This is a genomic window from Nonomuraea sp. NPDC049486 (genome assembly GCF_040676925.1).
GTDB classification, from domain to species: domain Bacteria; phylum Actinomycetota; class Actinomycetes; order Streptosporangiales; family Streptosporangiaceae; genus Nonomuraea; species Nonomuraea ferruginea.
This window is the reverse complement of the sequence record NZ_JBFAPV010000001.1, coordinates 598,250-619,505: the sequence shown is the minus strand read 5'-3', so window position 1 is coordinate 619,505 and position 21,256 is coordinate 598,250. Positions and strand designations below refer to the sequence as shown.

The window sequence follows — 21,256 nt, the reverse complement described above, 5'->3', positions numbered from 1 at the left end:
CGTCACCCGGCGGGCGCGATCATGCGGCGGATCAGGGTGTGCAGGTAGGCGCGGAAGGACTCCACCACGCCCGGCTGGACCGGCTCGCCGCGCTTCTGCGGCCAGTCGGGCGACACGTGGCGCATGCCGCCCGACAGGAACCCGTAGACGCACCACACCACGGTCCAGACGAGGTGGTCGCCGTCCACGTCGTCCGGCGTCAGCTCCCGGATGGTCTCCGCCACCTCCAAGGCGAGCGGGCGCGAGAACATGCCCTCCAAGTCGGGCGTGTCGGCGGCGTCGCCCGTCCAGCGGTGCAGCCACAGCGACAGATAGTCGGTGTGCGCGATGTTGTAGTCGAGATAGGCGTCGGCCAGGTCGAGCGCCCCCTGGACCCCGGGGACGAAGGACCTGAGCGCCGGCTCCATGGCCGCCCGCTCGGCGTTGACGGCGCGGACCATCACCTCGTGGTAGAGCTCCGGCTTCTCGCCCACCGTCTCGACCAGCCGGTCCACGTCGGTCCCCGCCGCCTCGGCGATCATCCGCATCGACGTCCAGTCGTATCCCACCTCGGCGAACATCCTCGTCGCCACGCCGATCAGCCGGTCCGTCTCCGCATCCATGACCATCACCTTAAGTGATGAAACCATCACCCTCCGGAAGGCTCTCGTCGTACTCGCAGGGCGTCAGGTGCGGCGGTAGGCCAGGCGGCGCAGCAGGATCTCGGCGGGGCCGCGGTGGTCGGCGCGGCGCATCAGGTCGGCGATCAGCAGCGAGACGAGCCAGGTGGCCACGGCCACGCCGGTGGCGCCGGCGATGCCGAGGTCGTCCTGCAGGCCGAGCCCGAAGGGGAAGAACACCACGACGAACGCGATCGACTGGAACAGGTACAGGCTCATCGAGCGGCGGCCGAGCGCTTCGACGGCGGTGATCAGGGGACCCCGGCCGCGGGCGGCCAGCGGGGCGATCAGGCCGACGGCGCAGGCCATGGCGATGCCGCCGAAGTATCCGGTGAGCGGCTGCGCGACCGAGGCCGCCACCGCGGCCGGGCCGGACGCCCCGGTCCACAGGCCGGTCTGGATGAGCGCGGCGGGGACGGAACCGGCGACGGAGACGACCGTGGCGATCACCGTGAAGCGGACCAGGAGGCGCCGGTGCCGCTCCGGCTCCTCCAGGACGCGCCGCCGGGCCGCCCACATCCCGAAGAGCACCGCGGGCAGCACCATGATGGTGCCGAGGACCAGGCCGAACGGCCAGCCGACCATCCTGGTGACGAGCAGCTCGCCGAAGCCCCGCGCCCCGGCGGCGATGGTGCCGAGGGAGAAGGTGGAGAGCCCCTGCATCAGCGCCACCCACATGGCGAACCCGACCACGGCCGTGGCGGGCACCATGAGCGTCCCCGCCGTCCACAGCAGCGCCTTGTCCCCGCGCCGGAGCATCCCGGTCAGCACCACGGCCGCCAGCCCGTACGGCGCCAGGATGTCGATCGGGACCAGCAGCGCCACGTGCGCGAACCCGATCGCGATCAGCCACCACCCCCGGCGGCGCAGCAGCTTGCGGACCGTCACCCAGTCGGCGCCGCGCCTGGTCCGGCTGTTCAGGAGCTGAACCAGCGAGTAGCCGAACAGGAAGGCGAACATCGGCCGCGCGTGGTTGTTGACGAACAGCACGTGGAAGAACTCGGAGACCGCGTTGGCCGCGGCGGAGCCCCGGTCGACGGCCACCACGAACAGCGGCGCGTGCGCGAACGCGATGGCCAGCAGCATGAAACCGCGTGCCAGGTCGGGGGCCAGGGCCCTGGCCGTGGTCGCCGGCCTGGCCGGCTCGGACGTCTGCAACACAGGAAGCACCCCGTTCTCCGATGAAGTTCTCGTGGCCCCGACGCTACGGACGCGATCACCCGCGGGGAATCCGGCTAGAAATACGACAGGGGTAGACCTAGATGCACCTTCGGCCCGGGCGCGTTCGGTGCAACTAGCGTGGCGGGCATGGACGAACAGGAATGGCAGCAGGAATACGCGATGCTCGCTCTCCGTCTCAACCGGCACCTGAACGGTGCCGGGCTCGTCTACCGGGGGCCGGCCGAGTGGAGCGAGCGGGCGCAGGCGGAGCCGGTCCGGCCGCCCGGCGACCTGATCGCCGGCGCCGACCGGTTACTGGACCGGGAGCTGACCCCTTACCTGCGGGCCCAGGTGGTCGCGATGCGCGCGGTGGCCCGTTATCTGGACGGCGAACGGCTCCCGCTGACCGAGTACGGCGAGCTCGTGCTGGGGCTGCGGCCGCGGTGGGTGCCCGAGCTCGTGTTCGAGGAGGCGCACGACCGGCTGGACGCGGCGTTGCCCAGGGCCGCCGGCTCGCTGTCCGACCGGCTGCACGCCTGGCAGTCGGCTCACGCGCTGGACCAGATTGACCGGCTGCCCGCGCTGGTGGACAAGGCGGTGGCCGAGACCCGGGCCCGCACGGAGGCGATCGTCCCGCTGCCGCCGGACGAGGTCGTCGGCTGCCACCTCGTGCCGGAGGCGCACTTCCACGCCGCCGGGCACTACGCGGGCGACCTCAAGTCGGTGATCTTCATCAACACCGGCATCCCGTTCAACGTGGCCGACCTGTTCTACGTCGTCGCCCACGAGGGCCATCCCGGTCACATCGCCGAGTCGATGCTGAAGGACCTGGGGGCGACCCGGACGGACCAGCGGGTCCGGTTCATGCTGGCCCCGTCGTTCGCGCTGAGCGAGGGGCTCGGGCTGTGCGCCGAGGAGATCCTCTTCCCGGGGGACGAGGCGCAGGCGTGGCTGACCGACAACGTCCTGGCCGAGCTGGGGATCCGGCCCGACGGCAGCGACTTCGCGGCGATCCACCTGGTCAGGAACGCGCTGTGGGGAGTGTGGGGCAACGTCGCCTTCCTCGCCGCCGAGGGGCGGACGGACGAGGAACTGGCCGGTTATCTGGCCCGCTGGTGCCTGTACGACGACGCGGAGATCGCCAGGGCGCTGCCGTTGCTGCGGCCGTCGGCGATGAGCCCGTACATGTTCGGATATTTCCACGGATGGGAGCTGTTGCGGCCCTGGCTGGCCGATCCCGCCAACGTCCGCCGCCTGCTCACCGAACAGCTCCTGCCGTCCGACGTGGCAAAACCCGTCTGATCACGACCGGCCGGTCAGCTCGGCATGCCCCGGCCGGGTCGCGCGCGCATAGGAGTGGGTCGTCGCGGCCAGGAGCCCCAGCGCGGCGATCCCGATCACGCCGTGGTGCCACTGCCAGCCGATCCCGATGCCGACGAACCCGTCCGCCACCATGATCACGGCTCCGGCGCCGACGCCCGCCAGCGCGACGGCCAGCACGAGCAGCATCAGCGCGCGTGGCACCCGGCGGCCCGGCCCGGTCACCGTCAGCAGGACCAGGGCCGCGCCGAGCAGGCCGTTGGCGGCCGCCATCCACTGCGCGGCCGCCACGTCCATCATCTCGCGGGCGTAGCGCTCGTAGTCGGCCGCCGGAACCACCGGGCCGCCGGGGAAACCCAGCTTGCCCTGCGCGGCGTAGACGGCCTTGCCGGCGGCGTAGCCGAGGAACAGCACCGCCGTCGTGTACGCGGGCCAGCGCGCCTGGCGCACGGTCATGGGCAGCTCCCTGGAGTTCGAGTTCGGTGTTTCCAGGATCGGCGGGCCTCCCGGCCCCGGCCTCCCCCGCACGGGGGAACATGCTCCCCCGCCGGATGTAGAGAACCGCCGGGCGGCTCCGACCACCCGGTGGCAGGCGCGAGAAGGAGCGCCTGGAACTGAAAGGCGATGAGATGAGCAGAGTCATCTGCGACATGGCGATGTCCCTCGACGGCTTCGTGGCCGGGCCGAACCAGAGCCTGGACAATCCGTTCGGCGAGGGAGAGAACGGGCGGCTGACCCGGTGGATGGTCGACGAGCCGGAGCTCCACAAGGCGGAGATCGAGGCCATCACCGCCGCCGGCGCCTTCATCATGGGCCGCAACATGTTCGGCCCCGGCCGCGGCGCCTGGGACCTGGAGTGGAGCGGCTGGTGGGGCGAGGAGCCCCCGTACCACGCGCCGGTCTTCGTGCTGACCCACCACGAGCGCGAGCCGCTGCCGATGAAGGGCGGCACCACGTTCACTTTCGTGACCGGCGGTCCCGAGGAGGCCCTGCGCCTGGCGCGCGAGGCGGCGGGCGACCGTGACGTCGCCATCGCCGGCGGCGGCATGACGGTGAACCAGTACCTGGCGGCGGGGCTGATCGACGAGCTGCGCCTGCACGTCGCGCCGGTGCTCCTGGGCCGCGGCGAGCGGCTGTTCGACGGCCTGGCGGACATCGACCTCGAACCGCTCGGCGAGCCCTCCCGCACCGCGCTCGTCACCCACCTCACGTACCGGCCGGTGAGGTAGCGGACGGGCGGGGCGCGCGCCGCCCCGCCCGGCTATCTGAAGTCCCGGTTGACCCCGGGCAGGGTCAGGGACCTGCGCTCGTTTCCGTACGAGGCCAGGCGCCGCGTGCGCCCCGTGGTGACATCGAGGGCGTACGCGACGAGCTCCCGGCTGCCCGCGACCACCGTGACCTCGTTCCGGTTCAGCCAGATGCCGGTCCCGTCGATCCGGTCGCCCGGCGGCAGGCCACGCATCGAGACCTTGCGCAGGGTCCGCCCGGTCCTGGCGTCGAGCAGGGTGAGTCTGCCCGGCTTGAGTTCGTCGAACTCGACGGCGACGACCGTGCGGCCGTCCGGGGCCAGCTCGCTGAACATGATGAACACGCCGTCGAACCGCACCGGCTTGCCGCCTCCGGTCACCGGCGTCACCCACAGGTGGATCCGGCGCCGATCCGCTCCTCCGCCACCTTGACAGGGGAGACCACCTCTTCGCCTTCGGCCATGTCCCTGATCACGTGCGCCCCGGCGTCGCGGCTGTAGTAGGCGAGCCTCCTCCCGTCCCGGCTGATCGCGACCGGCACCCGCGGGGCCTTCTTGGAGGAGGTGAGCGCCTGCGGCAGCCGGTACGTCCCCTTCTGGGTGACCACCCGCCACTCCACGGCACTGCAGTCGGAGCGCCGCGTCATCTCGTCGATCTCGCACGGCGTCTGGTACGCGTAGCGGATCGCGCCGACCTTGCCCCGCAGGTCCGGCACGTCCTGCCCCTGTGTCGCGACGATGCCGGCGGGGTGCGGCCAGACCGCCACCGCGCCCGCCGTCGTCGCCGCCAGCGCCGTGACCGCCGCCTCGGTCAGGTCCTCCCAGAAGCGCAGCACGATCACGGCCCGCTGCTTGCGGGTCAGCTGGGCCAGCGCCCGGCGGAGCATGATGCGGTCCAGCGTGGCCTCGTCGTGGGAGACGCCCGCTTCGGGCGGGTGGGCGCTGGGTAACTCGGGGCGGGCGCGGCGCGTCCAGGAGATGTACTGGTTGACGAGCGCCTTGCGGGTGTACGCCTCGGGGTTGCCCTTCCTGTCGAGCTTCGACCACTGCCCTGCGACGTTGGCCAGGACGCTCTGCAGCAGGTCCTCCGCGAGATGAGGGTCTCCGGTGAGCAGGCGCGGTCCGCCGGGCGGAAGGTTGCACCTCAGCGGGATCGCGCGGTGAGGCGGTTGCTGTAGCGGGCGAGCATGGCGGTCTGGGACGTCTCCGGGATCAGCCTGCCGAGAAGCGGTGGGATGCGCCAGTTGGCCGGGTTGCGCTTGGCCATCCGGGAAACCAGGGAGATGTGCGGGTATCGGGCTTTCTCGTAGGCGCGCAACCGTACCGCCGGGTCGCCGTCCCGGGCCAGCTCGCGCCCGAGCACCCAGACGTCCTCCAGGGTCTGGTTGGCGCCCTGGCCCAGGGTGGGCGGCATGATGTGGGCCGCGTCGCCGAGCAGGGTGACGCGGCCCTTCCCCCAGACCGGGCCGACCTTGCGCCAGTGGTGGCCGAAGAAGGTGAGATCGGCTTCGGTGGCGGCGGCGAGCACCTCGGGCACCGGTGACGCCCAGTGGCCGAACCGGCGCCGCAGCTCGGCCAGCGGCGCGTCGGGCCGCCGGTCGCCGGGCGACCACGGCACGTCGAACCACCACTGCAGCATGCCCTTGCCCGCGGGGATGAGGCCGCACGCGCCCTCCCGTCCGGTGATCATGAGGTGGCGGTGCGTACGGGTGAGCTCGATGTCGATCGGGCTGAGGCCCTGCCAGGTGCCGAAGGTGGCCGGTCGGACTCCGGCGTCGCCCCACAGCCGGTGCCGCACGGCCGAGTGGTGACCGTCGGCGCCGATGAGCAGGTCGCCCGTGGCCGTCGATCCGTCGGCGAAGGTCGCGGTCACCCGGTCGTGGTCCTGGGTGACGTCCTGGCAGGCCTTGCCGTACTGGACGAGGTCGCCGGGCACGCCGTCGGCGAGGAGTTCCATGAGGTCGCGGCGGGAGACGGCCCTGGTCTCGAAACCGTGGTGGGCGGCGGCGTGGGCGATGTCCATGCTGACGCGCAGCCGGCCGCCGGCGGTCATCGCGTCGATCCGGTCGACGCGCCCGCCCACGTCGTCGAGGCTCACGCCGAGGTCGTGCAGCACGGCGGCGCCGTTGCTGAAGATCATCAAGGCCGCGCCGCCGGTGCGCCACTCCGCGGCCCGCTCGTACACGCGCACCCGGTGCCCGGCGGCGAGCAGCACCCGGGCGACGGCGAGGCCCCCGACGCCTGCTCCCATGACAAGGATGTCCATATCTTTCTCCAACTCGGAGTATCTTCGATTCGAAGATACTCCGGGGTGGAGTAGGTTGGGAAAGTGCCCCACAAGCAACCCGAGGACGCGATCTTCCGCGAGTTCCTGGTCGCGGTCCTGCTGCACAACGAGGCCGTGGCCGACCGGCTCGGCCTGCAGCCGGTCGACGTCGCCGCCGCCATCCTGCTGGAGACGCGCGGGCCCATGACCGCGGGCGCGCTCTCCGAGGAGCTCGGGCTGCCGTCCGCCTCGACGACCCGGCTGATCGACCGGCTGGAGAAGGCGGGCTACGTGCGGCGGGTGCGCGGCGAACGCGACCGCCGGATGGTCACCGTGCAGTTGGTCGAGGGCGGGCTCGACGACTACGAGGCCGCCTGCGAATCGTCCAGGCGGCACCTGGCGACGCTCGGCGCGCACTACACCCCGGAGCAGGCGCCGCTGCTGCTCGACATGCTGGCCCGCGTCGGCGAGGCCCACCGCGCGGCCACCAGGGAGCTGCGCGGGAAGCCGGCATGAGCGGCGGCCACGCGCACTACGTCATCGTGGACGGGTCCGGTCACCGCGTCTGGTCGCGCGACAGGGCGGCCGAGACCCTCTACCACGACCTCCTCCGCGGCCCCGACCGCATGCTCGCCTTCATCCGCGAGCAGCGGGGCGGTCACCGCGACCACTGGATGAACTCGATCTGGTGGCAGGGCGTCGCGCTCCTCGACCTGCCCGCCCGCCGCCTGCTCGTCCACACCGACCAGTGGATCCCGGGGCCCGACCGGCACACCTCGGTGCTGGAGGTCCGCGCCTGGCTGCGGCTCGTCGCGGCCCTCTGGCCGGGCTGGACGGTGACCTGGGCCGCTCGCGGCCTGCACCAGGTCATGGACTACCTCGCGCTCCCGTACGACACCGTGCTCTACCTCGACGAGACACCGACGCCGCGCGCCCGCTGGGCCCAGGCGCCCGCGGAGGACGACCTGTCCGCCGTCGCCGACGTCCTCATCGCCGCCCGCGACGGGGAGCGGCTGTCGTTCGGGGGCTGGTGGGCCGCCGGGCTGGCCGAGCCCCTGCTCGCCGGACCGGGCGTGCTGCTGACCCCGCAGGAGGAGGCCGTCCCGTTCGCGGCGCTGGAGAACGTCCCCTGGAACGGCCTCTACGTGGACGCGCCCGGCCGGCGGCTCGACTGGTGGTCGCTCGACTGCTCGCTCGACCCGCGCGACCTGCCCGCCCGGTGGCCGGGGTGGGAGCTGACTGACCATGGCGACGCGTTCGAGGAGGTCGCCGCGCTCATCGGCCCCGAACTGCTGCTCGACGTGGACACCGAGGAGGAGGTGTTCCGCAGGGTCGCCGCGTGGTTCGTCGCCGACGCCGCCCCGGCCGACCGGGAGGCCCTGCGGGCGGTCGCGCCTCCGTGAGTGACAGCGGCGCGGCGGCCGCCGGGCCGCCGCGCCACGGGGTACGAGGTCAGCCCGCGCTGCAGGAGACCGTCGGCCAGGTCCAGTTGCCGTTGTGCTGGATCGTCACCCCCCAGTTGTTGCCGCTGCCGTTGGGCCTGGCGGTCAGCACCTGAGAGCTGGGGTAGCTGGCGCTGATGTTCCAGGTGGAGAGGATCCTCGCGGGTGACGGCACGTTCATCGTCACGGTCCAGTTGCTCGAACCGCTGACCGAGACGCCGAGGTTGTAACGGTCGCTCCACTGCTGGCCCTGCGACAGGGTCGCGGTGCAGCCGCCGCCCGGGTTGCCGGGGTTGCCGGGGTTGCCCGGGTCGCCGCCGGTGCTGCCCAGGGTGATGTTCGAGTTTCCGCTGCTCTGGTATCCCTCGGTGGCCATGATCATGTAGTCGTGGTTGCCGAGGTTCATCCCGTTCCTGGCCCAGGCGTCGAAGTGGTTGCCGGCGGTGATGGTGCCGCCCGTCCGCTTCGACTGTCGTACGCTCCAGTACTGCTGGAATGTCCTGGTGCCCTCGATGGAGGGGGCGTTGTAGCGCGTCGTCTCGTAGATGTCGTACGTGCCGCCGTCGCTGGTGACCGTGCCCTTGTACGTGCCGGTCGGCCGGTAGGTGCCCCAGTTGTCGACGATGTAGTACTCGACGAGCGGGCTTCTCGTCCAGCCGTAGAGCGTCAGGTACGCGTTGCCTGAGGGGTTGAAGCTGCCCGAGTAGCTGACCGTCCTGCGTCCTCCGGGGTTCCAGCCCTTGCCGGCGACGAAGTTGCCGGTGTTGCGCCATGAGGTGCTGTAGTTCCCGCCGGAACCCAGCTCCATGGAGACCGTTCCCTGGCTGTCGGTCCAGAACGAGTAGAAGTATCCGTTGTTGTTGCCGGTCTGATTGGAGGTGATCGGGGCGGCGTGCGCGATGCCGGGCATCGCGACCGCCATGACCAGCGCTGCGGCTACGGCGCAGGATCGGCGGACGAAGGATGTGATGCCGCCGCGTCTGCGGGTGCTCTGGGGGGCGGGGGCGCCGTTCATGTGTGCTTCCTCCTCGCGAAGGCGGAGAGCGTGATGCGAACTGGCGACAGTGTTCATCCGGCCCCGAAAGTTGTCAACGATTTCCGAAACATATCGGAGACGGCGTGTCCGGTTCCCACCTGGCCACCGGCTCTACCTGGCCTATCGGAACTCCATCCAGAGAGTGAAAGTTTCACCGGCACCCGCAGGACGAGCAATCCCCCGCCGACCCCGGCGGTGATCACTATGATGTCGCGAATGCGGAGATTACCCTTACTGGTCCTGGTCGGCGCGCTGACCGCCACCTGCTGCGGCACCGCCTCGGCGGCCACTCCCGGCGAACCCGCCCGTTACGCCAAAGGGCGCTCGCAACCGGTCAAGGACCCGGTGTTCCCCGCATACGGCAACCCGTCGATCGACGTCCTGCACTACGGGCTGAAACTGGGCTGGCAGCCCGACCGCCGGAGCCTGACGGGCACCGCCGCCCTCACCGTCCGGGCCGTGAAGCCGATCAAGGAGATCAGGCTCGACTTCGGCCGCGCCCTGAAGATCGACCACGTGACCGTCGCGGGCAAGACCGCCAAGCCCGGGCGCAGGGGCGACGACCTGACGATCCCGCTCCGCGCCACCCTCGCCGCGAACAAGTCCGCCCGGGTGGTGATCCGCTACCACGGCGTACCGAAACCCCACAACTCCGGGCAGATGCGCTACGACCTCGCGCGGCTCGGCCTGCGCTCGTCCGCGGACGGCTCGGCCTGGGCGCTGCAGGAGCCCTTCGGCGCGTTCACCTGGTTCCCCGTGAACGACCACCCGTCGGACGAGGCGCTCTACGACGTCGCCATCACCGTGCCCAAGGGCTGGGCCGGCGTCGCGCACGGCACGTACGGCGGCAAGACCGAGAAGGGGCGCAAGGTCACCTACCGCTGGAAGTCGACCGACCCGGTCGCCAGCTACCTGACCCTGTTCACCGTCGACAAGTACCGGATGCACCGGGCGAAGGGCCCGCGCGGCCTCCCCATCACCTACTGGGTGCGCCGCGAGGACAGGCATGCCCTGCCGGTGATACGCCGGATGCCGGAGCTGCTGCGCTGGATGGAGAAGAAGGCCGGTCCCTACCCGTTCCCCAGCGCGGGCCTGGTCGCCACCAGCGACTCCGGCATGGAGACCCAGCAGATGATCGCCCTCGGCGGCGACTACCTGCGCCCCGAGGTGGTGCTGCACGAGCTGGCCCACCACTGGTTCGGCAACAGCGTCGGCCCGCGCACCTGGAAGGACGTCTGGCTGAACGAGGGTTTCGCCATGTACTTCCAGATCCAGTGGACCGCCGACCACAGCCCGGGCTCGATGGACGACCACATGGACGACCTGCGCCTGGAGGAGAGGTTCGCGCGCCGGCTGGCGGGCCCGCCGGGCGACTACCGGCCCGAGCGGTTCGCCGACCACAACGTCTACTACGGCCCCGCGGTGATGTTGCACGAGATCAGGCGGCGCATCGGCGACGACAGGTTCTTCGCCATGACCCGCGCCTGGGTCCAGGAGCACCGCAACACCGGCCAGGACCGGGCGTCGTTCACCGCCTGGGTCAACGAGCACACGGGCGAGGACTTCACGGAGCTGATCGACGCCTGGCTCGACTCCAGGACCAGCCCCGAGGACTAGCCGGCGCCCGCCCCACCGGGGACGGGCGCCGGCGCGAGGGGTCAGCGCAGGTCGAACGCGCGCAGCGTGGTCTGCTTGACGCGGTTGCCCGCCGCGTCCCACGCCTCGACCTTCAGGCTCACCGCGCCCTTGGTGGCGCGGTAGGCCGGATACCTGGCCCCGGCGGTGTAGACGCCGTCCCGGCCGCGCCTGAGATCGGCGGGCTGCCAGGTGGCGCCGTCGTCGGTGCTCGTCCAGAGCCGGACTCCCGCGATGGCGGGCATCTTCGCGGCCGACGGCCCGTGGTAGGCCTCCAGCTCGAAGGTGTGCTTGCGGCCGGCGGCCACCGTGTTCCCGGTGGACAGGCTGTCACCGAGGTCGTAGCTCACGTACACCGCGGGGGTGGTGCGGCAGTGCTCCACCGGGCCGTCGATCCACCAGGCGTAGCAGTTGAGACCCGGCTTGGCGTGGTCCTCGCCCGGCGGGGCGGTGAACGTCCACTCGACGTCCTGCAGGTCGTTCCTGGCCGTCAGCCGGTAGACACCCTGGCCCTCCGGCAGCGGGTAACGCGGCAGGGTGGCGAAGGGCTCGACGGGTGCGTTCGGGATCTCCCGTCCGTCGCGGTACAGGTGGATCTCGTACCGCGGCTGGAGGTCCCCGAAGGCCACGCCGTCGTCACGCCGCTCCCCGACCCCGCTGACCATGGACGGGGTCACCCAGAGGTTGCCGTCGTGCACGCAGATCGCGCACGGCACCCCGACCACCAGCTTCTCCAGCGGGGCGGCCTTCGGGTCGGCGAGCTTGAACACCTTCTCCGAGGCGGTCGCGGCGCCCGGCGTGCTCGGGGTGGTGAACCACCGTTGCGTCGTCCGTCCCGGCTTGTCGAAGACGTCGACGCGGTAGCGCGACTCCTCGGTCTCCGCCGCCGGATCGGGCGTGGTCAGGGCCGACATGCCCGTCGAGTGCACGATCGTACGGTCGAGCGGCCAGACCCACTGGTGCCTGCGCTGCGGCAGCGGCAGTGACCAGCTCACCGCGTCCGTGCCGGTGCCCGTGTAGGTCACGTCGTCGGTGCGCCATGTGCTCCGCCATACCGAGGCCTTCCTGTACGGCCCGGCGTGCATGTCGAAGTCGACGCGGTGGAGCTGGCGGTCGGTGACCTTGTAGTGCATGGAGTCCGGGATCCGGCCGTCCGCGTACGGCTTGAACACGTAGGAGTACGGGGTGTGCGGCGTGCCCTCCACCCGGATGGTGACCCGGCCCCGGCGGGCCTCCTCGCGCACCTTCACGCCCTCGGCGTGGGACACGTACGCGATCGGCAGGTTGACCGGCAGCAGCGGCCCGCTGAACGGCTTCTGCGCGAGGGCCAGCGGGATCGGGCAGGAGGCCGGCCGCTCGTTGAAGGCGAGGATGCCGGCGGCGCCGGCGTCCCTGATCGGCCCGACGCGCTCGATCTGGAGACCGCACTGCGGCCCGAGCGACCCCTCGGCCGGTTCGGCGTCGATCAGGACGAGCGCGCCGCGCAGGTCCTTGCCCGCGAGGTCCTCGGGACGGCCCTTGCCGGCGTCGACGACCCGCAGGTCCCGCGTGCCCTCGAAGGGGACGTATCCGGGGTGCAGCTCAGCCCGGTCGAGGACGTGGACCCTGGAGACCGGGTTCAGCGACAGCCGCTTCGGCGTCCGCGCGGTCATCGTGACCTCGGGCACGCCGAGCTCCCACTGCCCGGTGAAGCGGAACGCGCCCTTGGTGACCTTCTTGGTCGGCAGCGCCCACACCTTCTCCCACGCCCCGACGGGCGCCCCGTTGAGCAGGGTGCCGCCGTAGATCTGCCCGCTGGGGAGAGTCCGCTGGAAGAAGACCTCGTAGCTGTTGTTCAGCGGCTCCGCGGTCTTCGGCGTGGTGAAGCGGATCTGGGACGCCTCGCGGGCGTCGAGGGTGATCTCGGTGTCGCCGGTGACGGTGAGCTCCGGCTCGAACAGCCAGCCCCGGTTGGCGCGGTCGTCGCCGTCCACCCAGTCGAGCACCTGCAGCACGCTCACGGTGCCCGCGGGCACCCGCGTCACGATAACGCCCACGTCGTGCACGCGATGCGGGCCGAGCTCGCCCTTGGTCCCGTCGACGTCGACGACGCTCATGGCCGTCGGGGTGCGCGGCTTGCCGTCCCTGTCCAGGGTGCGGATCGTGAGGTCGAACTTGGGGACGTCGCGCACAGCGCCCATGGGCGTGGTGAGGCGGACGCCATCAGCCTCGGCGATCACGGCCCCGCTGTACTTGCCCAGCTCCAGCCCGGCCGGATCGAGGGTGACGGTCGTGCCCGCCGTGCCGCCCGCGGGGATCGTCAGCGTCGCGTCCGCGACGCCCACCTTCGCCCCACCGCTCATCTCCGCCTTCAGCGCGAGCGTGACGGGCTGGTCGCCCAGGTTCGTGTACGAGACCTCGCCGGTCTTCGGCTCACCCGATCCTTCGAGCAGGCCGAAGTCGACGCCGCCGCCGGTGGTGAAGACCCGCTGGCCGGTGGCCCTGTCCAGGTCCAGCCGACCGGCGCCCTGCTCGTACACGGTGAAGCCGTCGTCCTTGGCGGTCGACATCAGCGCGGCCTTGAGCTGCTGGGCCGTCCAGTCCGGGTGCCGCTGCGCCATGATGGCGACGGCGCCGGCCACGTGCGGCGTGGCCATCGAGGTGCCGTTGGCGCCCGTGTAGTGCTCGTCGACGGGGGCGCCCATGGCCGTGCCCGCCGCCCGCGCGGCCACGATGTTCACGCCGGGAGCCGCGATGTCGGGCTTGAGCCCGGAGTCCCCGACGCGCGGGCCGCGGCTGGAGAACGGGGCGAGCTGGTCGTCCTTGTCGACCGCGGCCACGGTCAGCGCCGCGTCCGCCGCGCCCGGGGCGCTCACGGTCTCCTCGTTGTAGAGGTTGCCCGCGGCCACCACGAACAGGGCGCCGGTCTCAGCGGTCAGGTCGTCGACGGCCTGGCTGAGCGGGTCGGTGCCGTCCGTGGGCGTGCCGCCGAGGCTCATGCTGACGGCCTTGGCGCCGCTGCGCGCGGCCCACTCCATGCCCTCGATGATCCACGACTCCATGCCCTCGCCGTTGTCGTTCAGCACCTTGCCGACCGCGAGCCGCGCGCCGGGGGCGACGCCCTTGTGCCTGCCGCCCGAGGCCGCGCCGGTCCCGGCGATGGTGGCGGCGACGTGGGTGCCGTGGCCGTGCCCGTCCTGGACGGGCTGGTCGGGGACGAACGACCGGCTGTCGGCGATCCTCCCGGTCAGGTCGGGGTGGGCGGCGTCGGCGCCGGTGTCCAGGACGGCGACCGTCACGCCGGTCCCGTCGTGCCCCCGCTCCCACGCCTGGGGCGCGCCGACCATCGGCACGCTCACGTCCAGGTCGGCCTTGACCTTGGCGTCCAGCCAGAGCTTGGCGATGCCGCCGCCCAGCGTGCCGGGCGCGGCCAGGCCCCGCCTGGCGTCGGGCCGCTCGCGCACGGCTGCCCAGAAGGCGCCGGTTTCGGCCTTGTCGACGTCGAGGGCGGAGGCGTGGATGCTCTCCAGCGTCCCGGTGGGCTCACTGGCGGGGATGGCCGCGGCCGAGCGCTTGAGTGACGCCTCGGCCTGGTCCTCCGGATACTGGACGATGACCGGCACCCGCTTGGTCGCGTCGTCGGCGTACCCGTTCTCGGCCAGATACTTGACGTCGAACAGCCGCTTGTCGAGCAGCCCCGCCTGGACGGCGGAGACCGCGTCGTCCGGGAGCACGAAGACGCCGTCGGGCGTGAACTGGGTGAACAGGTTGACGCGGCGGCCTTCGTCCCGCGTGCCCGGGGCGGTCTCCACCCGATACTTGCCGGCTTCCGACCGGCTCAGCTGGACCTTGTCACCGGTGATCAGGGTGACGACGACCTTGCCGGCGCGCACGCCCGACAGGGTGACGGTCTGGGTCCGGGCCTGCGCGGCGGGAGCGGGGGTGGGCGTGGTCCCGTCGGCGGCCGACGCCGGGGTGGCGGCCAGCGCCGTGGTGAGCATCGTGGCCGCGGTCAGGATCATGCCTGCGCGGCGCGCTAACGGGGGGCGGGGCAGTGCCATGGTGGCCTTTCTGGAGGGGGTGGTCAGGCGGGCTCGAAGCCGTCGGGCGGCAGGAGCGGCTCAGGCGGCTCTGACGGCTCGGGCGGCTCGGGCGGCTCCGTCGCCTCTTCCTGGCGGTCGTCGGGGCCGGGCTCGGAGGTGGTTTCGGACATGCCGCAAGTGTCGCCACAGCCCGGCGGAATGGGGTATGGGGAGCCCTATGGGGAAAAATCCCCAATCTAGGAATTCAGGTGGCGGGCGAGCTCCGTCCGTGACCGCGCCCCGACCTTGCGCATGGCCGCGCTCACGTGCTTGTCCACCGTCTTCGGCGACAGGAACAACTCCTTGGCGATCTCCTGGTTGGTCAGCCCCTCCGCCGCCAGCCGGGCCACCTGCTCCTGACGGGCCGACAGCGCCTGGTCGCCGCCGTTCTGCGCGGGCGCGGGCGGCCGGACTCCCCACCGGCGGCCCAGCCCCGTGGCCCGGTCCAGGTCCCACCGGGCGCGCAGCCCGCCGTACAGCGTGACGGCCCGGCCCAGGTGGACGGCGGCCTCGGGGTCGTCCAGGGCGAACAGGCAGGCGGCCGCGTGCTCGTGCGCCTGCGCGGCCTCGTACAGCGCCGGGATCCGCTCGAACGCCTCGGCCGCCGCGGCGAACTCCCGCGCGGCCTCGGCGCCGCGCCCCCCGTCGGCGGCCAGCAGGCCGCGGGCGTGGCCGAGAGCCGGTCCGGCCAGCGGCGCGTCGAGCCCGGCCAACTGGGACGCGTGCCTGTCGATCACATCCGCCGCCTCCGCGGCACGGCCGGCCGCCAGCAGCGCCTCCGTCAGCGCGGGCAGGGCGCGGACGGCCACCGGCCACAGCCCGCCCGCCTCCCAATGGGCGGCCGCCTCGGCGGCCGTCGCGATCGCCTGCTCCGGTTCGCCGCGCGCGGCGGCCAGCCTGAGCAGCATGCTGATGGGCAGGACGAGGTCGTCGAACTGGCCGCGCGACTGGGCCATGGCGATCGCGTCGAGCAGGGGCGGCAGCGCCGCCTCCTGCCGCCCGAGCACCGCGCCCAGGCAGGCGGCCACGATGTCGACCAGGATGCGCTCGTGCGGTTCGTCGCCGAAATGGCCGCGCAGCTCCTCCAGCCGCGCGGCCAGCCCGTCCCACGAGCCGTCGAAGTAGTCGGCGGCGGCCAGGTTCACCAGGCAGCGGAGCTCCAGCCGCCCGCGGAGATCGGGCTCGGCCCCGTCCTCGATCGCCGCGGCCAGCAGGCGGCGGGCCTTGCGGTGATGACCGCTGAACAGGGCCGCGCCCCCGATGGACCGGTAGGCGTTGACCTCGCGGCGCAGCAGCCCGCGCCCGCCGGTCTCGCGCAGCAGGTCCTCCGCCAGCCCGTCCCAGCGCGGATCGCCGATCACCACGAAGATCATCGCGATCTTGCCGAGCACCAGCATCCGCATGGCGGGGTCGCCGACGGCGGGCAGGGTCGCGAGCGCCCTCTCCAGCCAGGCCCTGCTCTCGGCGGGCGGCAGGTCGCTCGGCGGGCGGCCCACTCCCACCATGGCCCAGGCGGCCAGCCCCGGCTCCTCCTCCAGGTCCTCGACCGCCTGGGCGAAGGCGTCGCCGATGCGCGCGATGTCCGTCCGCGTGCGTTCCAGGTGGAGGGCGAGCAGGAAGCGGAGCCTGCCGCGGAGCGGGCGCGGCACATCCCCTTCCAGCGCGCCGGTGATGAGGTCGGCGACGGGCGGCGGGCGCAGCAGCTCCAGCGCGGCCCAGCCCAGCTTCACCGTCAGCTCCGCCCGCCGTGCCGCCGGCAGGTCGGTGTCGCGCAGCACGTCCTCCAGCAGGCGCGCGGCCTCGGCGTCGTCGCCCAGCCTCGACGCCTGGTCGGCCGCCTCGATGGCGGTCTCCACCCACTGCTCGGCCCGTCCGGCGTGCCGCAGGTGGTGGGCCAGGCGGCCCAGCGGCACCGGTCGAAGCCCTCGTACGAGATCCGCGGCGGCGGCGTGCAGCGCCTGGCGGCGGCCGGCCGGGATCGCCTCGTAGACGGCCTGCGCCGCCAGCACGTGCCGGAACCCCACCGCGCCGCCCGTCTCGGCGAACAGCCCCGAGCCGAGCACCTCGTCGATCGCCCCGGCGTCACCGTCGGCGAGCACCTCGATGGGCACCGGCGTGCGCAGCACGGCCGCCCGCTCCGCGGCGCGCTTGGCCCCGTCGGAGAGCTGCGCGACCCGCTCGCGCACCGTGACGCGGACGCCGCTCGGCACGTCCAGCTCGTTGAGCGCGCGCCGCGCCCATCCGCCCTCCCATTTGATGAGCGTCCCCCGCGTGCGCAGCAGCGCCAGCAGCTCCTGCACCGCGAGCGGCAGGCCGGACGCCCGCGCGCGGAGGTGTTCGGCGAACTCGGCCGTCACCTGGTCGGCCTCTAGGATCGCCGACGCCATGATCCGCGTCTGGGCGGCGTCGAGCGGCGGCAGCACCAGGTGCGCCACGCTGATCGCGTCGGCCGTCCGCGCGGTGATCGCGCGCACCGCCGCCGGCGCCTCCTCGCCCCGGTACGTCAGCACCACGCGGAGCGTGCCGGGCAGCACGGACATCAGGTAAGTGAGGAACTCGACCGTCTGCCCGTCCGCCCAGTGCAGGTCCTCCACGAGCAGGACGGCGGGACCGAGAGCGGCCATGACCTCGGCGAGCCCCCGGAAGAGCCGGTGACGCTCGGCCGCCCGGTCGTCGGGCAGCCGGGGCTTCTCGGGCAGCACCCCGGCGAGCTCGGGCAGCAGGTCGCGCAGCGCTCCCGCGACCGGCGTCAGCTCCGCCCCGGCCAGATCGGGCGCGCGCCCGCGCAGCGCCTCGACGATCGGCCCCAGCGGGAACGGCTCCCTGATCTGCACGCACGACCCGCTCAGCACCCGCATCCCCGCCACCGCCGGGTCGCCGAGCAGCTCGGCGGCCAGGCGCGACTTGCCGATGCCGGCCTCGCCTTCGATCACCGCCACGGCGGGCGCGGTGGTTACGAGCGCGACGAGCCGGGCGAGCTCCTTCTCCCTGCCCACCAGAACCGGGGAGATCACTCGGCCAGCTCGCACCCGAGTATTCAACTGCACGCGCTTTCACAGATCAATCGTCACCCTATGGGCGGTTTCCAGGACGACCTCATGACGCGCCGAGCCGGACCTCCGCCACCGGGCGCCAGCTCAGCGCCGCCTCCTGGTCGACGATGTGGATGCTGCGGATCGTCACCTCACGGTCCGGCAGCCGCTCCCCTAGCGCGTCGATGACGGGGGCCGCGGGGCCGTCGGAGTTGCTGTAGGCCAGCGTGACCCGGGGAGTCCACGGCTCGTGGTCCAGGACGCCGTCGCGGCCCGTCGCCGCCCGCGTGGCGAACTTCGCCGCTTCGAGCAGCGGCCGGAGCCGCTCGACCGGCCGCGCCTCCAGCGCGACCGACTCGGGGTGGTACAGCACCCGGCCCAGCGTGACGGTGAACGGCTCGACCCTGGCGAGCTGGCCCGCCGCCTCCTGGGCCATCACCCGTACCTGGTCGCCGGTGATCTCGTCCGAGCGGCCGGCGACGAACGTGGTGAGGTGCACGGACTCGGGCGGCACCCGATCGAGACCGGGCACGCCGGCCAGGCGGTCGTGGGCCTCCTGGACGATGGCCCGCGCGCCCGGGTCATCCCCCAGCAGGACCTGCCAGTAGAGCCGGTCCTGCGGTCGCCGTCTCTCCCAGCGGTCGGCCATACGCGTGGGGAGTGAGCTCACACATCCTCCTCGGTGGGGGCGGGCAGAGCCCGAGCGGGGTTGAACGTGTCTAAACGTGCCGATCTGCTCACGTAGCGTGGTCACGATATCGGAGCCGCGCGCGCGAAGGACGGCCAATCGCTCGCCCGGCCCGGCTCAGTCCTGTGGCTTGCGCCAGACGATGCTGTAGCGCGACAGGAGAGACCGCCCGCCTACCGGTAGGCGGGGTAGTAGGGCAGCTCGGCGACCTCCCAGTGCGCGGTGGTCTCCAGGCACGCCCGTACGGCTTCCTGAACAGCGGGGAACTCGCCCGCGTCCAGATGCTCCAGCAGGTAGCCCCACCGGTGGCGCAGCAGCTGGCGCCTGCTGGGCACGGGCGTCCGGGTGGAATGCGTGGGCCGGTCCCGCTCACGCGCCCCCGGCAGCATGGCCCACGTCATGAACATGGTCCAGGTGGCCACGGCCTGCCGCACCCCCGCCGCCCAGAGTCCGTCGTCGGCCAGCTCGGGATGGACGACGACCACCTCCTCGCGGTACGCGTCCTCGATCTCCGCCGCCTGCCCGGGCGGCAGCCGGAACACGCACCAGCACGTCGCGAACGGCATGCGCACGTAGGCCGCGTCGAGAAAGGCCGAGTGGTATCCGGCCCTCTCGAAGTCGAGCACGCGCATCCCGCCCGCTGTCAGCAGGTTGTTGTCCGGGCAGATGTCACCCGGCGAGAAGACCGGGAACCGCTCCTGGTCCGCCTCCAGGGCCGCGAGCTCGGCGTCGAGGCCCGCGGGCACCGAGGGCAACACCTCTCCGAGACCACTCAGGAGACGCCGTCTCGCCTCGCCCCCGGAGTAGACGGCCCGCGCCCGCTCCCACTCCCGCCGCCTCCCCGCGCCGGCCACGGCGATCCGCCCGTACGTCCTGGCCCAGGCGAGCAGCCCGTCCCTCGCCGCCTCCGCCGACTCCCCGAGCAGCAGGTCGGCCAGACTCGGCGCGACGCCGAGATCCGACATCACGACGAGCGGGAAGGACGGGTCCACCGCCAGCAACCGCGGCCCCGACCCGCCGCAGAACGGCAGCCCGGCCGCTTCGGCCGCGAACCCCGCGACCTCCCGGTACGCCTTGACCACCACGGTGCCGCCGCCGGGGGTCGCACACCTCAGGACGTGGCTGCGCGAACTCCCGCCGAGATCGACCGGCCCGCTGACCTCCTCGCCCAGGACCGCCGCGGCCGCCGCCAAGATCCTCTCCACGCCTGCACCCTAAAGGATCGCGGTTGGCGGCATTCCTACCGAAACGTGAGGAACGCCTGCCGATGAATTCGACGGCCGGGGCAGGTCTACCTCTTTCGGACACGGCAAGCAGGGAGAAGACATGGACACGAAAGCACTACCGCCCGTCGTCGACGCCGCCACCTGGCAGCGTGAGCTCGAAGCGCTGCGGGTCAGGGAGAAGGCCGCTACCCGGGAGCTCGACGCCATCGCCGCCCAGCGCCGCCGCCTGCCGATGGTGCGGATGCCGGACTACACGCTGGAGGGCGAGGACGGACCCGTCCGCCTGGTGGACGTCTTCGAAGGCAAGAGCCAGCTGATCGTCTACAACCACATGTGGTTCCCTGGCAAGGAGTGGCAGTGCCCGGGCTGTACGGGGTTCACCTCGCAGTTCACCCGGCTGGAGTTCCTGGACGACTACGACGCCCGGTTCGTCATCGTCACCCAGGGCCCCATCGACGAGGCACTCGCCTACAAGCGGCGGGTCGGCAACAAGATGACCTGGTACTCCACCGCGAACAGCCCGTTCGGCGCCGACGTCGGCGCGCCGCCCGGCGAAGGCTTCGCCGTCAACGTGTTCCTGCGCGACGGCGACACCGTCTACCGCACCTGGCACACCAACGGCCGGGGCACCGAGCAGCTCACCCACACCTTCGCGCTGATCGACCTCCTGCCGTACGGACGGCAGGAGGAGTGGCAGGACTCGCCCGGCGGCTGGCCGCAGTCGCCCACCTACAGCCGCTGGGCCTCCTCCGAGGACATCGCGGCGCAGTACGGCGACGACAACGCCTGAGACCCGGCACGCAACCACCAGGAGACGACGGCGAGCCAGCTGGAGATGATCACCGCGGCGGCGGCGAACCGCAGGCTCGCGCTGTCCTCGCTCCACGGCGGCACCGTGAGGACGAACGTGGCGACGCTCGTCGCGGCGCTGTACACCGTCCGGCCGCGGCGTCCCTGACCGGCGAACCGCCGGGCGAACACGAGCCCGGCTGCGATCAGGGACAGGAACGCCGCGGCCGCGAAGACCGTGTGCAGGAGGCTGTTCACGCTGAGATGCCCGGGAAGGCCCTCGGGGGCGCCGACCGGCCAGCCCAGGGCGGGGTCGGGGGCGAAGATCCCGCCGCCGATCATGCCCACGCCGTAGACGAGGACCAGCGCCGGCCCGGACGTGCCCGCCCGTCCGGGGTGCAGCGCCCGCCGGATGCCGGCCGCGAAGAGGACGGCCAGCAAGCCCGTGACCACGAAGTTCGCGATCTGGAGCCAGCCGAGATCGCCGAGTGTCAGCGAGCTCAGCGCGTGCCGGGGCAGGTCGAAGCCCTCGCGGGTGAAGGCCTGCGCGAACGAGACGACGGGGAAGAGCACCCCGGCGAGCGCGCCGCAGCTCAGCAGGAGCGTGGTTCGGCGGTGTTGGGCGGTCATGGGTCCGGTCCTTTCACGAAAGGGTGCGTACCGCATGACGACGAACGGAAAGCCGCCGGATGGAC

The 21,256-nt window shown here is 72.4% G+C and carries 19 protein-coding genes and 1 pseudogene; 6 read left to right on the top strand and 14 right to left on the bottom strand.

The window, feature by feature from the left end:
• Window positions 1–2: 2 nt before the first annotated feature.
• Complete coding sequence (locus tag AB0K05_RS02880; protein WP_364226084.1) at window positions 3–602, bottom strand: TetR/AcrR family transcriptional regulator; 600 nt, start codon at window positions 600–602, stop codon at window positions 3–5.
• 63 nt (window positions 603–665) lie between these two features.
• Window positions 666–1,820, bottom strand: a complete 1,155-nt coding sequence (locus AB0K05_RS02875) for a DUF418 domain-containing protein (protein WP_364226081.1) — start codon at window positions 1,818–1,820, stop codon at window positions 666–668.
• Between the two features lie 147 nt (window positions 1,821–1,967).
• Here AB0K05_RS02875 and AB0K05_RS02870 point away from each other — a divergent pair, with 147 nt between their 5' ends.
• A complete protein-coding gene (locus tag AB0K05_RS02870; RefSeq protein ID WP_364226078.1) occupies window positions 1,968–3,122 on the top strand; it encodes a hypothetical protein in 1,155 nt (384 codons plus the stop codon).
• Here AB0K05_RS02870 and AB0K05_RS02865 read toward each other — a convergent pair whose 3' ends face one another.
• Window positions 3,123–3,596 (bottom strand): hypothetical protein, encoded by a 474-nt coding sequence (locus tag AB0K05_RS02865; protein WP_271278430.1) that lies wholly within the window; start codon window positions 3,594–3,596, stop codon window positions 3,123–3,125. It lies immediately after the preceding gene.
• A gap of 173 nt (window positions 3,597–3,769) precedes the next feature.
• Between AB0K05_RS02865 and AB0K05_RS02860 the strand changes: the two genes are divergently transcribed.
• Complete coding sequence (locus AB0K05_RS02860) at window positions 3,770–4,369, top strand: dihydrofolate reductase family protein (protein ID WP_271278429.1); 600 nt, start codon at window positions 3,770–3,772, stop codon at window positions 4,367–4,369.
• A 32-nt stretch (window positions 4,370–4,401) separates the two neighbouring features.
• Here AB0K05_RS02860 and AB0K05_RS02855 read toward each other — a convergent pair whose 3' ends face one another.
• The 4 genes and pseudogenes from AB0K05_RS02855 to AB0K05_RS02840 all read right to left on the bottom strand — a co-directional run bounded on the left by AB0K05_RS02855 (window position 4,402) and on the right by AB0K05_RS02840 (window position 6,652).
• On the bottom strand, window positions 4,402–4,767 hold the full coding sequence (locus tag AB0K05_RS02855) for a hypothetical protein (protein WP_364226073.1): 366 nt from the start codon (window positions 4,765–4,767) through the stop codon (window positions 4,402–4,404).
• A 5-nt stretch (window positions 4,768–4,772) separates the two neighbouring features.
• Window positions 4,773–5,273 carry a hypothetical protein gene (locus AB0K05_RS02850; protein ID WP_364226745.1) on the bottom strand — a complete coding sequence of 167 codons (501 nt, stop codon included), beginning with the start codon at window positions 5,271–5,273 and terminating at the stop codon, window positions 4,773–4,775.
• Between the two features lie 81 nt (window positions 5,274–5,354).
• A pseudogene (locus AB0K05_RS02845) lies at window positions 5,355–5,501 on the bottom strand (sigma factor); the annotation flags it as partial.
• 29 nt (window positions 5,502–5,530) lie between these two features.
• Window positions 5,531–6,652 carry an FAD-dependent monooxygenase gene (locus tag AB0K05_RS02840; protein WP_364226070.1) on the bottom strand — a complete coding sequence of 374 codons (1,122 nt, stop codon included), beginning with the start codon at window positions 6,650–6,652 and terminating at the stop codon, window positions 5,531–5,533.
• 63 nt (window positions 6,653–6,715) lie between these two features.
• On the opposite strand from AB0K05_RS02840, the gene AB0K05_RS02835 reads away from it, so the two are divergent.
• Both AB0K05_RS02835 and AB0K05_RS02830 read left to right on the top strand, forming a co-directional pair.
• Complete coding sequence (locus AB0K05_RS02835) at window positions 6,716–7,168, top strand: MarR family transcriptional regulator (RefSeq protein WP_148034062.1); 453 nt, start codon at window positions 6,716–6,718, stop codon at window positions 7,166–7,168.
• Window positions 7,165–8,055, top strand: a complete 891-nt coding sequence (locus tag AB0K05_RS02830; RefSeq protein WP_345482645.1) for a hypothetical protein — start codon at window positions 7,165–7,167, stop codon at window positions 8,053–8,055. Before AB0K05_RS02835 ends, AB0K05_RS02830 begins: the two co-directional genes overlap by 4 nt.
• 49 nt (window positions 8,056–8,104) lie before the next feature.
• On the opposite strand, the gene AB0K05_RS02825 is transcribed toward AB0K05_RS02830, so the two are convergent.
• Entirely contained in the window at window positions 8,105–9,109 is a 1,005-nt protein-coding gene (locus AB0K05_RS02825; RefSeq protein ID WP_148034064.1) for a glycoside hydrolase family 11 protein, read from the bottom strand.
• A gap of 237 nt (window positions 9,110–9,346) precedes the next feature.
• Here AB0K05_RS02825 and AB0K05_RS02820 point away from each other — a divergent pair, with 237 nt between their 5' ends.
• Window positions 9,347–10,747, top strand: coding sequence for a M1 family metallopeptidase (locus AB0K05_RS02820; protein ID WP_219551271.1), 1,401 nt, complete (start codon window positions 9,347–9,349; stop codon window positions 10,745–10,747).
• Window positions 10,748–10,788: 41 nt separating this feature from the next.
• Here the strand turns inward: AB0K05_RS02820 and AB0K05_RS02815 are convergent, their stop codons facing one another.
• From AB0K05_RS02815 to AB0K05_RS02795, 5 genes are all read right to left on the bottom strand, one after another.
• Window positions 10,789–14,766 carry a S8 family serine peptidase gene (locus tag AB0K05_RS02815; protein WP_345482646.1) on the bottom strand — a complete coding sequence of 1,326 codons (3,978 nt, stop codon included), beginning with the start codon at window positions 14,764–14,766 and terminating at the stop codon, window positions 10,789–10,791.
• Window positions 14,767–14,828: 62 nt separating this feature from the next.
• Window positions 14,829–14,957 (bottom strand): hypothetical protein, encoded by a 129-nt coding sequence (locus AB0K05_RS02810; RefSeq protein WP_271279931.1) that lies wholly within the window; start codon window positions 14,955–14,957, stop codon window positions 14,829–14,831.
• A 66-nt stretch (window positions 14,958–15,023) separates the two neighbouring features.
• Window positions 15,024–17,840, bottom strand: a complete 2,817-nt coding sequence (locus tag AB0K05_RS02805; RefSeq protein ID WP_271279930.1) for a LuxR family transcriptional regulator — start codon at window positions 17,838–17,840, stop codon at window positions 15,024–15,026.
• An 82-nt stretch (window positions 17,841–17,922) separates the two neighbouring features.
• Window positions 17,923–18,528, bottom strand: coding sequence for a 2'-5' RNA ligase family protein (locus AB0K05_RS02800; protein ID WP_219551266.1), 606 nt, complete (start codon window positions 18,526–18,528; stop codon window positions 17,923–17,925).
• Between the two features lie 191 nt (window positions 18,529–18,719).
• Window positions 18,720–19,751: a hypothetical protein gene (locus tag AB0K05_RS02795; RefSeq protein WP_271279929.1), complete on the bottom strand. Its 1,032-nt coding sequence runs from the start codon at window positions 19,749–19,751 to the stop codon at window positions 18,720–18,722.
• Window positions 19,752–19,872: 121 nt separating this feature from the next.
• On the opposite strand from AB0K05_RS02795, the gene AB0K05_RS02790 reads away from it, so the two are divergent.
• Entirely contained in the window at window positions 19,873–20,562 is a 690-nt protein-coding gene (locus AB0K05_RS02790; protein WP_271279928.1) for a DUF899 family protein, read from the top strand.
• Here the strand turns inward: AB0K05_RS02790 and AB0K05_RS02785 are convergent.
• Window positions 20,502–21,191, bottom strand: a complete 690-nt coding sequence (locus AB0K05_RS02785; RefSeq protein WP_364226060.1) for a DUF998 domain-containing protein — start codon at window positions 21,189–21,191, stop codon at window positions 20,502–20,504. The two genes, AB0K05_RS02790 and AB0K05_RS02785, sit on opposite strands and share 61 nt — an antisense overlap.
• Window positions 21,192–21,256: the final 65 nt, after the last annotated feature.